The organism is Streptomyces sp. WAC 06738 (assembly GCF_003945505.1).
In the GTDB taxonomy this organism is placed as follows: Bacteria; Actinomycetota; Actinomycetes; order Streptomycetales; family Streptomycetaceae; genus Streptomyces.
Genome location: NZ_CP029618.1, coordinates 7,073,632 through 7,087,096, shown reverse-complemented (window position 1 = coordinate 7,087,096; position 13,465 = coordinate 7,073,632). Strand labels below are relative to the sequence as shown.

Sequence of the window (13,465 nt, the reverse complement as noted above, 5' to 3'; positions counted from 1 at the left end):
AGGGCGGAACAGCACGGAACCGCTCGCGCTGTAGCACAATCACGTCATGCACCAAGTGCGCAGAGCAGACGTGTTTCCGGTCGGGCAGCAGCATGTGGTCGCCGGCCAGTACAACCTGACAGCGCCCTCTGCCCCGCACAGTCACGACTTCCTGGAGTTGGCCGTGGTGACGGCCGGACGTGCCACCCACGTCTCGGCAGCGGGCGAGCTGGAGTTGACCCGTGGGTCCGCCGTCCTGCTACGGCCCGGCGACTGGCACGGCTACGCCGACTGCGCGGACCTCACCGTCTACAACGTCTACATCGGCCCCGAAGTACTCACCCGCGAACTCGCCTGGCTGCGCGCCGACCCGGGTTTCTCCAGGACGCTCTACGACACCCCCGATGCACTGCGTCTTGAGGGCGCGGACCTCGCCCTCGCGGAGACCTGTCTGGAACAATTGACAGCCGACCGCGCTCGGAGAGCGACATCGCGCGCAGTACAAGCCGGCCTGCTGTTGTGCGTCCTGGGCGGCGCCATGCCGCAGCAAGGCGCCGACGTGCCGGCCGATCCGCACCCGGAGGTGACGGCCGCCGCCCGCCGCCTCGAGCACGACCTCACCGCCCCCTGGACTCTCGAACGCCTCGCCGCCCCTTCGGGGCTGTCGCCAGGGCGACTGGCCCGGCTGTTCGCACGCAGGGTCGGCGTTGCGCCGATGGCATACCTGGGACGGCTGCGCGCGGAGCGAGCGGCCGCACTGCTCATTGAGACCGATCTGCCGGTGGCGGCGATCGGCCGCCGCGTGGGATGGCCAGACCCCAACTACACAAGCCGCCGCTTCCGCCACCACTACGGTCTGAGCCCGGCCCAGTACCGAGAGCGCTTCCGAGCACGGTAACCCCGGTAACCCCGGACAAGGACGGATCGTTCGCTCCGAATGCTGACCGGCTCCGTCTCGAAGGGCACACCACAGGTCGCGCGCTTCTTCCGTCCTGCCCTGCCCGGAAAGGCACGGAGGCGGAGCGGGTCTAGTCGTTGCGGCCGTAGAAGAGCCGCCCGCCCGCCGTGTCCACCAGGTACAGCACGTCCTGCCCGCTCGCGTTGCGGCGGACCGCGAGGCGGTCGACCGGCAGGCCGGGGGCGACGGCTGCGGCGGTCCATGCGCCGCCCGACTCGGTGGCGACGAACGCGCGGTCGGCGCCGGACTCGGTGACGTAGTAGACGCGCTTGCCCTCGTCCGCGTCCCAGGTGATGCCGAGCGCCGCGCGGGTCCCGGATCCGCGGTGCACCATCTGGCGGGCCCATGCGGTGCCCTGGGGGTAGGCGTAGCGGACCTCGAAGCTGCCCCCGTCCTGCGGCCGGTAGCGATACGCGACCCTGGGCGCCGCGCCGTTGAGGGTGAGCTTCGCGCTTTGCACGGCCGGCCCGGTGTAGGTGTTGTCGCTGCTGTAGGCCTCGCCGGGGCCGAGGGGCTGGAGCACGTCGGCGGTGGCCGGGGAGACGGGCGCGGTGACGGCGGCGCCCCGGGAGTCGGTGAACGCGCCGGTGGCCGGGGTGTACTTCAGGTACGACAGCTCGTGCCGGAACGCCGAGGACGGGAAGCGGCTCCACTGGAAGAGCAGGTGTACGTTCCCTGCCGTGTCGAACTGCAGATCGTCCGGGTAGACGGCGCGGCCCGCTGCGCCGGCGAAGACCGCGGCCCTGCTCCACCGCGACTCGGCGTCGTGCCACCGGTAGAGCCTGCCGGTGCGGCGGTCCGCCTCGTCGATCCGGGCGATCAGCCACACGTCGCCGTCGGGGGCCGTCGCCACCACCGGATACGTGACTCCGGCGCCCTGGTCGGGCAGGTCGGCGGAGTGGTCGACGGGGGCGGAGCCGGTGGTGTCCGAGCGGAAGTACCGCCAGGGGTTGTTGTGCATCGAGGCGAAGACGTGGAACCTGCCGCTGCCGTCCCGGGCGATCGACGGCTGGTTGTGGCCGACGTCGTCCGTGAACTCGGCCTGCGCGCCGCCCCGCATGACCGGGATGCGGGTCCATCTCCCCGCCGGGTCGCGGCGGGCGATCGCGACCTTGTGCGTGCCCGCGGAGGAGCCCGGCTCGTCGAAGGCGAAGTACGTGTACTCGCCGGCGCCGCGGTAGGTGGCGACCGGCGTCCACCAGGCGGCCTGGTTGGAGGAGTCCATCGGATACGGCACCAGAACCGGGGCGGTGGGAGCTGCGGGAGCGGCCTGCGCGCGGGCGGCGGGGCCGAGGAGCGCGGCGGCCGGAGCAAGCGCAGCGGCGGTCAGCAGGCGGCGTCGGGCTACGATGAATGAGGCATCCATATTGCGGGAGAGTCACGCACAGAATGGATGCCGTCAAGGGATGGGGCGGGGGCAAGCGCGATCGACCGCGGTGCGCGGGCCGAAGGGGACAGCAGCTCGTGCAGGATCCTCCTGCGATCATGTGGTTTCCCACGTGACGGCGTCGCGAGGGTCCTGTGGTGCGGTTGAGCGCCCTGGGCACGGTGGCTGTGGACGCCCGGGACACGACCGGCGCGAGGCATCAGGGGGAAACGCGCAGGACGAGCTTGCCGCGGGTGCGGCCTGTTTCGGCGCGGCGGTGTGCCTCGGCGGCCTGCGCCAGTGGCATGACGTCCTCGACCTCGACCGATACCTCTCCGGTGTCGATGAGCCCGCCGATCCGGCCCATCGCGTGGCCGTCGGGCTCGACCAGGAACCCGGTGGCGCGCAGGCCGCGGGATCGCGCCTGTGCCAGCAGCGCGGGGTCAACGCCGGAGGGCACGGCGACGAGCAGGCCGCCGGGCCGCAGTACCGGCAGGGAGCGGGTGCTGGTTGCGTCGTGGCCGTCACCGACAAGGTCGATGACGACGTCGACGCTGTCGTGGTCGATGGCGTCCTCGAAGCGCTCCCGGGTGTAGTCCACCAGTTCATCCGCGCCGAGGCTGCGCAGCCAGTCGTGCTTGGCAGCACTCGCGGTGCCGATGACATAGGCGCCCAGGTGCCTGGCGAACTGCACGGCGAAGTGCCCGACGCCGCCGGCCGCGGCATGGATGAGTACGCGCTGCCCGGCCTGCACGTCGGCGGTGTCGACCAGGGTCTGCCAGGCCGTCAGCGCCGCCAGCGGGACGGCCGCGGCCGTATCGTGGCTGAGCGTGGTCGGCTTGCTGGCGAACTGCCGCGACGGGGCGGTGACGTACTCCGCGTAGGCTCCAGCCTGCCGCGGGAACCACGGCATTCCGTACACCTCGTCGCCCACGGCCAGGGTGGTGACGCCGAAACCGGTCTCCTCCACGATGCCGGACACGTCCCAGCCCAGGATCACGGGCGGCGGACCCAGCGTTCCCGGCATCCCGCCGTTTGCGCGGGTCTTGTAGTCCACCGGATTCACTCCGGCCGACACGACCCGCACCAGCACCTCGGTGGGCAGCGGCTGCGGCCGCGCGATCTCCACCGTGTGCAGCACCTCGGGTCCGCCGAACTCGTCCAGCCCGATCGCACGCATGGTGGGGGCGGTCATACTGCTTCTCCTGTTCCCGGCCGTTCACGGCGCCGATCTGCTGCTGGAAAGTCAGGTCGTCCTCAAGGTGCCAGTCCTCGGTGATCCTTTCGGTGCCGACGCGCTGGACGCCCACGGCGATGAAGCCGGCCTCCTGGCCCCGTCCGCGCACTCCGTCGTAGCCGCCGGTGCCCGCCGCCCCCACAGGCGCGGAAGCGGCCGATCCGCACAGTCGTCTGGTGGACGACTGTGCGGATCGACTGGTGCCGAAGGCGGTCGTCATACGGGTCCTTGCCAGCCGTCAGCGTCGTTGGCACGGCGGAAGCCGAGGTTCGCGGCGGCGGAGTCGGCGGTGTTGCTGGGCTGTGCGGTCCTCGTCGCGGGCCACGGGGGTCGTGGACGGGCGCACCGGCGGCGCGGGCCGCGTAGGTGCCGGGTCGAAGCTGTCGGCGCGCCTCCCGGACGTTGGTCCGGGGCGGGCCGGCCTCGATCCGGTGAAACGAACGCGTGGGCCGACAAGCACATCAGACGGGAGCGGCGTTATGCTTCGGCAACCACTGGGCGAGTTCCTTCTTGATTGCGGTGTACTCAGGTCGTGTGGCGAGGTTGGTCCATTCGAGCGGGTCGTCTGAGTGGTCGTAGAGTTCCTCGCCGCCGTCGTTGTAGCGGGTGTAGCGCCAACGCTCCGTACGGATGGAATGGTTTCCCTGGCCGAAGGTGGTCAGGGCGGGTCGTTTGCGTTCGGCGTCGGGCTTCCTGAGCAAGGGGACAAGGCTGGCGCCTTCGATCTCGGCGCGTTCGGGAAGCCCGCAGAGTTCGGTCAGCGTCGGATAGACACCCATCAGGTCGACGGCCTGATCGGAGCGGCTGCCCGGCGTGGTCACCCCTGGTGCGACGATCATCAGGGCGTTGCGGGTGGCCTCCTCCCAGAGGGAGAACTTGCGCCAGTGGAGCTTCTCACCGAGGTGCCAGCCGTGATCGCTCCAGAGCACGAGGACGGTGTTGTCCTTCCAGGGGCTGGCGTCATAGGCGTCCAGGATGCGACCGAGCACCGCGTCGGCGAAGGAGATGGACGCGAGATAGCCCTGGACGGCTTGGCGCCACTGGTCGTGCTCGAGCACCTTGCGGTGGTCGCCGTTCGGCTTGGCCATGTGCACAGCGGCCGGCGGGACGTCGTCGAGATCGTTCTCGTTGATCGTCGGCAGGGTGATGGATTCGAGCGGATACAGGTCGAAGTACTTCTGCGGCACGTACCAGGGCAGATGTGGTTTGGATATGCCGCATGCGAGGAACAACGGTCCGTCCTGGTCGCGGGACAGCTCTCCGGCGGCCCACTCGGCAACCTTCATGTCGGCCATTTCGGCGTCGGCAGCGTCCACCGGGCCCCAGTCGAAGTGGGCCGTGTTGGGGATTCCGTTGAGCGGGCGACCGGGTGGCAGCGGGTCCGGCGGCCGGTCTTGGGACTGCGACGGAAAGTAGGTGTCCCAGCTGGCGGGATCCATGAACTTGCCGTGGTAGATCTTGCCGCCGCCGATCGCGCGGTATCCGTGGGCACGGAAGTGCTGCGGGAGTGTGACGGCGTCCTGCAGGCGCGGGGACTCTCGCCATGGCTGCTCGTTCGTGTAGATGCCCGAGGTGGAGGGGCGGAGGCCGGTCATGAGGGCCGCGCGGGACGGGTTGCACAGTGGCGCCGGGCAGTGGGCGTTGGTGAACGTGATGCCGAGGCTTGCCAGCCGGTCGAGGTTCGGCGTCTTGACGTCCGGATGACCGCCCAGAGGGCCGATCCAGTCATTCAGGTCGTCTACGGCGATGAACAGCACATGGGGGCGTTCTGGTTTACCGCGGGAAAGCGTGGGCGCTGCTGTCAGTCCGGCCGCCGTGGCCGACGACAGTGCCAGAAACCGTCTGCGATCCAGCAACGACTTCTCCATCTGGACGGGCGCAGCGTGGGCTGCGGAGGTGGGCGTGGGATTCCGCGGGCGCGAATGCGCCGTCTCAAGGCGCGGGTGGGCCTTCCGCAGCGGCGACGAGGAAGGTTCCACTGGCACCGTCGTGTCGAGCCGCGATGTGTCCCGGACACTGGTCCTAGGCGGCGGCCTGTGCAGGTGCGGGTTGGTCACCGTACAGGCGCTGCAGCCGGGCCAGTTCCCGTTCAAGGCCGGCCCGCACCTGCGCGTGTGCCGGGTGGTCGTACACGTTGTGCAGTTCGTCGGGGTCGTTGTGCAGGTCGAACAGCTCCCATTCGGGTGGGAAGACGCGGTCGGAGGCGCCGGGGACGCCCAGGCCCTCGCCGTAGTAGAAGATCAGCTTGTAGCGCTCGGTGCGTACGCCGTAGTGGGCGCGGACGTGGTGTGCGGAATCGTCGTGCATCCAGTAGCGGTAGTACATCGAGCGCCGCCAGCCCTTCGGGGTGCGGCCGCCGAACAGCGGGGTCAGGCTGCGTCCCTGCATCCGCTGGGGCACGGCGGTGTCGGAGATGCCGGCAAGGTCGAGGAACGTCTGCGCGTAGTCGATGTTGAGGACGATCGCATCGCCGGCGGAGCCGGGGGCGATGCGGCGGGGGTAGCGGACGAGCAGTGGCATCCGCAGGGACGGCTCGTACATGAACCGTTTGTCGAACCAGCCGTGATCGCCGAGGAAGAATCCCTGGTCGGAGGTGTAGATGACGAGGGTGTCGTCGGTCAGGCCCCGGGCGTCGAGGTGGTCCAGCAGCCGGCCGACGTTGTCGTCGACCGAGGCCACGCAGCGCAGGTAGTCCTCCATGTAGCGCTGGTACTTCCAGTCCAGTTCCTCGTCGGCGGTGAGGCCGTCGGGCACCGGTTCCTTGAGGTCGGTGGCGGTGAGGTCGCGGGCCACCCGCATTTTCGCCGCGGCCGCCGCCGCGGAGCGGTCGGCGTAGTCGTCGCGCAGGGTGGCAGGCTGCGGGATGGTGTCCTCGTACATGTCGGCGTGTGTCTCGTCCGGCCGCCACGGGCGGTGCGGTGCCTTCTGGTGGACCAGGAGGCAGAACGGACGGCTCGGATCGCGCTGGTCCAGCCAGTCCAGGGCGACGTCGGTGATGACGTCGGTGGTGTAAGCCGGTGTAGGAGATCCGGCCTTCGGGGGTGATGAGCTGCGGGTTGACGTACGGTCCCTGCCCTTGCAGCACGGCCCAGCGGTCGAAGCCGCGGGGGTCGTGGAGGCCGCCGTGGCCGAGGTGCCACTTGCCGAACAGCGCGGTCTGGTAGCCAGCCGCCTGCAGCAGCGCGGGGAACGCGCTCTGGGTGGCGTCGAACGGCGTGTCCAGGGTGGTGACGCCGTTGACGTGGCTGTACGTGCCGGTGAGGATCGCGGCGCGGCTCGGGCTGCAGATGCTGTTGGTGCAGAAGGCGTTGTCGAACCGCATGCCCTCGCGGGCGATCCGGTCGATGTTCGGGGTTTCGTTGATCGCGCTGCCGTACGCCGACACCGCGTGCGTGGCGTGGTCGTCGGTCATGATGAACACGATGTTCGGCCGTGAGTCGGCGCCGGCACGTCGTGGCAACAGGCTCAGCGCGGCCGCGCCGGCCACCCCCGACACCATCGTCCGCCGGCTGACTGCGTGATCACTCATGTTCAGGATGCTCCCGTCGCGGTTATCAGCTGGGTGGAGCCGGATGTGAAGGAGACGCGAACGGCTCCGCAGGATCGCCGACGGCGGCCTGCCATCGCTCCGGCTCCTCCGATAGCCGGGCCACGCCGACGTGGTGGGCAGCGGACGACGGGGTGGCCCGCGCCCCTGAGCGGCGGTCGTCGGCGGTGAGGAGCACGATGTCGGGCCGCTCCGCCGGGCCGCCGCCGTCGGCCCCGTCGTCACTTACGTGCCGGGACGCGATGGGCTCCACGGTGACTCCATATCCGACCCGGTCAAGTTGATGTACGCAGATAGGCTAGGAGGCAGGCCACGTCGGGCTGTCGGGTTCACGGCAAATGCCGGAGCAACCGAAACGAGGCTTTCAAGAGTCCGTAACAGTCGTCTCCGGCGAGCGGCCATCGTGCCGATGACGGCAACCCGCTGTGTCATACAGACGGCAGGAGAATCGGCAGCTGCTGCGTGGACAGGCGCTGGTCGCCGGGCACGGGCGGGTCACGCCGAGTTCTTCGATGTCGGGCCCAGCCGGGTGCGCTCGGCCACCGCGACATCGCCCGCTGGAACCCACCGCAGGACTGGATCATCTCCCGCCACCAAGACGGGCACAGCAAAATGCACCCGTTCCTCACTCCAGGTGAGGCCCGGGTGCCGATCACGCCTGCCCGCGAACCAGCGGTCGTGGGGTAATTGTGTGTCCGAGGGGCGAGTTGACCACTACACCCACGTCCTCGCACGGAGAACATCACTGGCCTTGGGCTAATGCGCTTCCTTGCAGATTCCATCGTCTCGCCGGATGAAGGCAACGACAGCCCTCTGCCGCTCGGACGCGTGACAGAGGGTTGTCGCTTCGCCAAGCGCCGGGGGGAGCGGGCATGCCACGGCCACCAGCTGTTCTCGTGACGGCAGCGATGGACGCAGACGACGCCAGCGCCATGCCCGTGCCGGCATCCAGACGGATCAGCTCGTCGCCCCTTGGGAGCCAGCCGCGCTCGTACCGCTCTATCGGGAACTGCAAAAAGCATTCGAGGACAGCAAGAACGAACCCGGCGCGGCGGATTTCTACTACGGCGAGATGGAGATGCGCCGCCACGACCCCCGCACCCCGGTCGCCGAACTGGTCCTGCTCCACCTGTACTGGGCGTTACCAGGCCACGCTCCCGGGCGATTGGCTGGCTCCCCGACGCCGTCGCCGCCACCGTGCTGCTGACGATGACCCTCGGCCTGCCGGGCACCCTCGCGAAACCGCATCCGCCCGGCGCAGGCGTCATGGGTAAGCAGGACCCAGAACTGCACGCCGCCTTCGCTGAGCGATTCACCGGGGCCCGCGCACAGGAGGTCGCCGACGTCGTCGACTCCGACCTCTTCCGCTCCAGCGGCCAAGACCTAACCACCGTCGGCCACTAGGCCGTCTCTTCCGGATCACCTTTCAGCGGTCTTGTCCGGCCTGGATACGGTGACGGCATGACCACAATCCTGCGGCACCCCCGACCTGGATTCATGTGGGATTGGTGGGCGGTGGACGCTCAGGGCTTCCTCGTGCAGTTCAATGGCGGGCCGGCTCCTGAGCATCTGCTGGTGCATGTGGATCGTGTCGACGCCGCAGTTGCATGGGCCGAGGAGAACCGTCCCGCATGGTTCAACGATGCTCCCCCATCGCTTCACACCTTCAACTGCAACGGCGAGCTGCCGGTCTACACCCGCAGCAGCGTCCCGAACTCCCCGTTGCGGCTGTCCGACGCCCCGGCAGCCATCGCCGACGTTGCGGCCCTGGTTGAACTGCACAAGGCAGTGGGAGACTCCTGGACGGTCTACCTTGACGAGGGCTGGGTCTAGGCAGCCGCTGGAGCTACCTGTCCGACCAGATGAAGATGGCGGCGATGTGGAGTCCGGCAAGGTAGCTGGTGGCGGTCTTGTCATAGCGGGTGGCCAGGCCGCGCCACTGCTTGAGCTTGTTGATGCACCGCTCGACGGTGTTGCGCTGCTTGTAGGTCTGGCGGTCCAGGGTGCGGGGCCTGCCGCCGGCACGGCCTCGGCGCTTGCGGTTGTCCTGCTGGTCGACGGGCTCGGGGATGACCGCCCGGATGCCGCGCCGACGAAGATGGGTGCGGAGCGCGCGGGACGAATACGCCCTATCGGCCAAGACCAGCTCCGGTGTTGTTCTGGGTCGGCCGACCCGTCGGGGCACCCGAAGGCGCGCCATAACGTTGGGGAATGCGGGTGCGTCACCTGCCTGACCAAGGCGTAAGGACGAAGGTGAGCGGGCGGCAGCGACTGTCGGCTGCGAGGTGGATCTTGGTGTTCAGTCCGCCGCGGGACCGTCCGAGGGCGTGGTCAACCGGCTCGCCGGCCGCAGCCCCTTTTGACGGGCCCCGGCGGCGTGCTGGTGGGCACGGACGATCGTGGAGTCGACCGCGACGGCCCAGTCGAGGTCGCCTTCGGTGTCGGCCCGGGCGAGCAGGGCGGTGAAGACCTTCTCCCATGTGCCGTCGGTGGCCCATCTCCCCAGGCGGTTGTGGGCGCCCTTCCATGAGCCGAAGTGCTCGGGCAGGTCCATCCAGGGTGTCCCGGTGCGGTACTTGAACGCGATCGCGTCGATCACCTTCCGGCGATCACGCCACCGCCCGCCCCGCTTCGGAGTCCTATCCGGCAGCAACGGCTCGATCCTCGCCCACCGGGCGTCAGTCAACGACACACCAGCCCAACGATCAGATGATCGGAAGGCTACTGCTCAACTTCCTTGGCGCTGCTGACGCTCTCGACATCGCCGCACGCGCCTGGCGTACTGCCCAGCCTGCGACCTCTGCGCGCGATCAATCGAAAGCACCTGGGGATCTGCCGCCCGCTCGTACAGCTCAACCTCGAAGGAGTCTGCGTCCACCTCGACCAGACGAGCCAGGGCATCCCGATCCTGCTCAGCCGTCGGACGCGCTCGGACCTCGTCCCTCCACACCTGACCGCTCGCCTCGGCTTCGTCCACCTCCCCAATGTATGTGCGCGCGGCAGCGTGCGAAGTCCGCCCGACCCAAGGTCCGGAAGAGACGGCCTAGACCGAGAGGGTCTTCCGATTCACCGACCCCGTCCTCGTCGGTCTGGCTGCGCTCGCGATCCGTGGCCGCGTCAAACGCTAAGAACCACCGCCACCCAGCCGGCTGGCACTCAGTTTATGCCGCAGCGGGCAATCACCGAATACGGTGATCTTCCCGCGGGCGCCGTGGCCCGCGGCGCCTGCCAGTGTTGGCCGGTCTCGCGCCCGCCGCCGCGGCGCCGTCCTCGACTCCGGCAGACCGGTACTCCCAGCCGGTGGTGCGGGTGACGTTCTCGGCAGTCAACGTGAGTAGGGCGCCGAAGAAGTCCGCCCGCGTGGTCGTGGTGGTGTACCGCGTCGAGAAGTGAAGGTCCTGGGCGGTCTGAAGCGTAAGCCGCTCAAGCCTGGTTCCTCGCACCTCAAGGTCCAATTCCGGAAGCACGGCAAGACGCTCACGGGGTGGGTCATCTTCGACTGCGCCGATCTCTACCAGCAGTACTGAATCCGAAGGCCGGAGCGAGCCGCGCACGGTGGCGTGCGCAGTTCGCCTCCGCGAGCGGTCGGCGTCTACGTCAGTCGAAGACCTCCACCAGTGCCACGCTCTCGGCCGGCGACAGCCACCCATCGCCAGCGTATTTCGCCTCGTACCACACCGTCCCGGTCGTGCGTGGGCGGTCAGTGAAGGCGAGCGTGCCGTCTGGAGACACAGTGGCGGTGCCGAGGGAGACTCCGGCGGGGTCGGCGAAGGTGGAGCGCCTCAGCGATACGGTTGTCCCCGCGCCGAGCCACGTCGTTGGCGTGAGGGTGCCCGTGATGGTGATCTGCTGACCCCGCTTCGCGGTCTCGGGACCGTCTAGCAACAGGGTGCTCTCCTGCCCGGCGGGGTCGTCCAGCACCTTCAAGGTGAAGGGGCCCGAGCTGTAAGTGGTCACCACCGCGAAGAGGCGGCTGTGGTCGGGGGCCCAGGCGAGGCCGCCGGTCACTGTTCTGTCCGCGCCGAGGTCAATCGCCTTCAGCGGCGCGTCGTAGCCGGGTCGGTAGACCCATGCGTCGTCGTGGCGTGCGTCGGAGCCCAAGGCGAGCGTGCCATCGGGAGCGAACGCCACCGCATTGGGATAAGCGTCGGTGGTGTAAAAGCCGTCGTGCGACAGATCCGCGGTGCGGAACGCCTGGTGGTCGTAGGGCGACGCGCACGCTAGGACGACCTGCCGGGCGTCCGGTGTCAGCGCGAGTTCATTCAGGCTGGCGCACCCATACGGTCCTGGGCCGTGGCTCCTCACCTGCTCGACCGCCCGACCGGAACTCACGTCGTACCTCACGAGGGTGGCATCACTGAAGTGGTCGGCGGCAACGAGGGTGCTCGGATCCTCGGGCACCGCGGCGATTTGGGGAGGACCATCGAACGTGCGGGGCGCCTGCGCCCGGGTAACCACCGGCTCGGGCCCGCTCAGGTCGAGGGAACCGAGGTCACCGCTCCAGGTGTCGACGGAGTAGCCGAACCATACCTTGCCACCCGCGAGGGCCAGCCACGTCGGGCCAGCGTAAGCGCCAGCACCCGTGCCGGTGTCGTATCGGGCGGTCTCCTGCAGCGTAGCGGTATCGATCTCCGCGATGGCGCCGGCGTCCCGCAGTGCCACGTAGAGCGTGTTGGAGTCCTCGGAGAGCGCAAGGCCCCAAGCGCCTGCCGCGCCGGAGAACTGCTTCACGACCTGTCCGCTGTAGTCCGCCACTACTACCTGGCCGCCAAATGGATCAGTGATGAACACCTGCCGATGGATGCCATCGACGGCCATATCGCGGTACGAACTGATGGGCAGCTGTGTGCTGGTGTCAGCGGCGGCCGGCGCGCCCCCTGTGCCGATCAGGGAGATCGTGCTGATCACGGCGGCCAGTAAGGCGCTCATCACGCGCCTACGAATAGACACTGGGCAAAACCCCCTCAAATATGTGTGCCCCGTTACTCAGTTCGACAAACGCTCCTGAAGAGCTGCTAGCCTACCTCTACTAATGACTCGATCAGCATTCCTCAATTGCGCGATCTCATCGGCCCCACCCAAGGGATATGAGGAGATTACGTGTTGCTGGCAGTCGGCTTCCTGGGCAAAGAATGCAGTAACGGGGATGTTCTGATCGAGCTGCCCCATCGCCGTTAGGCAGGTATGCGCACACTTCAGCGCGATTTCAGCGTCGCCGCTGGAGCGATATAGCGCCGCATAGCGTAGCCCAAGCGCCGCGTAGAATGAATGAATCTCCCTTGGATCGATGATTTCTTCATCAGAGGACTCATCAAACTCCGGGAATCCTGACAAAGAGTCCACGCAGTCCTGAAATTGCCGCTGTGGAACTTCATCATTCCAGAGGTATGCGAGCAGACGAATCACCGTGTCGATATCACTGTCGCGCCCTTGGCCATCGCCACGCAGCCCAGTGAATACCTGAGCCATTCGCTCCGCGCACCCCGCAACGCACACACCAACCTGACCTTGCGACTGCCCTCGCAGGGCCGTTGCGACGGCCTCATCCTTGACGCGATTCAGTGTTACAGGCCGCCGTACTTTCTCACCCGCAGTCGATCTGCTTCTCCCATCTTCTCCTCGAAGTGTTCCATAGCGCGCCGAATCCCTCCCTCTCGATCTGAAGGCGCCGGCCAGCCTGGTGTCCTGCGTGCAGAACACCACAGTTACCCAAGCGCACCGGCCCCTGTCAGGCCAAACGCCCCACATCAATCAGTCGAGTTCAGGTGCGTCGCTTTCTGCACGTTCGCCATGATTCGCGCCACAGCATATTCCATGCCAGCCTCCCGCGCATAACTAATTGCCCGCTCGGCAAATTGATTCTTTTGTTCTTCCAGTCCAAGGAATGCGCTGTAGACGCTCGCCAACTCCAGCCTGGGAAGCGAATTCCAGGGCCACAGATCGAGCCTCTCGAACTCGGCCTCATTCTCCAGCAAATTCAGCAGCTCACCCGGCCCTGAAATCGCCAGTAGAAATTCAGAGCAAAGATCTGACAGAAGCGAACGTACTACGGACCCGACTTCGAAGTCCGAACCATCTCCCCTCAATTCGAATCGGCCCTTGCCAGGGTTTCTGAGACGATAGAGCTTGCCGAGCGACGCCGCCACAATGAATTCCCGACGGGAGGCTGATACGGAACTGAGGCCCGGAAGGCCGAGGTTCAGAGTGACGTCGAACCGGTACGCTCCCCTGGTCGCTGTCTTCTCAGGATGGAACACGACGCCCCGAAGGAGTCGATCCATGCGGATGGCTACCCTTCCCTTCACATGAAAGCCATGCTCGCGTTTCAGGGGATCAACTGCGCCGACAATTAGCTGTTTGAATTCCTCATTCATCAGC

General features: G+C 67.7%; 11 protein-coding genes and 2 pseudogenes. 3 read left to right on the top strand and 10 right to left on the bottom strand.

The genetic code is table 11. The features are described from left to right. Window positions 1–46 precede the first annotated feature (46 nt). On the top strand, window positions 47–877 hold the full coding sequence (locus DMB38_RS30890) for an AraC family transcriptional regulator (protein WP_125937899.1): 831 nt from the start codon (window positions 47–49) through the stop codon (window positions 875–877). Window positions 878–1,007: 130 nt separating this feature from the next. Here the strand turns inward: DMB38_RS30890 and DMB38_RS30885 are convergent, their stop codons facing one another. The 6 genes and pseudogenes from DMB38_RS30885 to DMB38_RS30865 form a co-directional block, all read right to left on the bottom strand. Continuing rightward, window positions 1,008–2,303 (bottom strand): BNR-4 repeat-containing protein, encoded by a 1,296-nt coding sequence (locus DMB38_RS30885; RefSeq protein ID WP_125937898.1) that lies wholly within the window; start codon window positions 2,301–2,303, stop codon window positions 1,008–1,010. A gap of 220 nt (window positions 2,304–2,523) precedes the next feature. After that, complete coding sequence (locus DMB38_RS30880; RefSeq protein WP_206337768.1) at window positions 2,524–3,498, bottom strand: NADP-dependent oxidoreductase; 975 nt, start codon at window positions 3,496–3,498, stop codon at window positions 2,524–2,526. Window positions 3,499–4,001: 503 nt separating this feature from the next. Beyond that, the gene (locus DMB38_RS30875) at window positions 4,002–5,408 is read right to left on the bottom strand and encodes a sulfatase (RefSeq protein WP_125937897.1); all 1,407 of its coding nucleotides are present in this window, start codon (window positions 5,406–5,408) and stop codon (window positions 4,002–4,004) included. Between the two features lie 154 nt (window positions 5,409–5,562). Beyond that, complete coding sequence (locus tag DMB38_RS37730; RefSeq protein ID WP_346429545.1) at window positions 5,563–6,513, bottom strand: sulfatase/phosphatase domain-containing protein; 951 nt, start codon at window positions 6,511–6,513, stop codon at window positions 5,563–5,565. 172 nt (window positions 6,514–6,685) lie between these two features. Continuing rightward, window positions 6,686–6,952, bottom strand: a pseudogene (locus DMB38_RS37725) (sulfatase-like hydrolase/transferase); the annotation flags it as partial. Window positions 6,953–7,094: 142 nt separating this feature from the next. Next, the gene (locus DMB38_RS30865) at window positions 7,095–7,340 is read right to left on the bottom strand and encodes a hypothetical protein (RefSeq protein WP_125937896.1); all 246 of its coding nucleotides are present in this window, start codon (window positions 7,338–7,340) and stop codon (window positions 7,095–7,097) included. 1,013 nt (window positions 7,341–8,353) lie between these two features. On the opposite strand from DMB38_RS30865, the gene DMB38_RS36295 reads away from it, so the two are divergent. Continuing rightward, on the top strand, window positions 8,354–8,491 hold the full coding sequence (locus DMB38_RS36295) for a hypothetical protein (RefSeq protein WP_164716143.1): 138 nt from the start codon (window positions 8,354–8,356) through the stop codon (window positions 8,489–8,491). 57 nt (window positions 8,492–8,548) lie between these two features. After that, a complete protein-coding gene (locus DMB38_RS30860; protein ID WP_125937895.1) occupies window positions 8,549–8,920 on the top strand; it encodes a hypothetical protein in 372 nt (123 codons plus the stop codon). 13 nt (window positions 8,921–8,933) lie between these two features. Here DMB38_RS30860 and DMB38_RS30855 read toward each other — a convergent pair. The 4 genes and pseudogenes from DMB38_RS30855 to DMB38_RS30830 all read right to left on the bottom strand — a co-directional run bounded on the left by DMB38_RS30855 (window position 8,934) and on the right by DMB38_RS30830 (window position 13,461). Next, a pseudogene (locus DMB38_RS30855) lies at window positions 8,934–9,779 on the bottom strand (IS5 family transposase). Between the two features lie 905 nt (window positions 9,780–10,684). Further along, complete coding sequence (locus DMB38_RS30840; protein WP_240662557.1) at window positions 10,685–11,995, bottom strand: hypothetical protein; 1,311 nt, start codon at window positions 11,993–11,995, stop codon at window positions 10,685–10,687. 78 nt (window positions 11,996–12,073) lie between these two features. Continuing rightward, window positions 12,074–12,556 (bottom strand): hypothetical protein, encoded by a 483-nt coding sequence (locus DMB38_RS30835; RefSeq protein WP_125937893.1) that lies wholly within the window; start codon window positions 12,554–12,556, stop codon window positions 12,074–12,076. Window positions 12,557–12,834: 278 nt separating this feature from the next. Next, complete coding sequence (locus tag DMB38_RS30830) at window positions 12,835–13,461, bottom strand: hypothetical protein (RefSeq protein WP_125937892.1); 627 nt, start codon at window positions 13,459–13,461, stop codon at window positions 12,835–12,837. Window positions 13,462–13,465 lie beyond the last annotated feature (4 nt).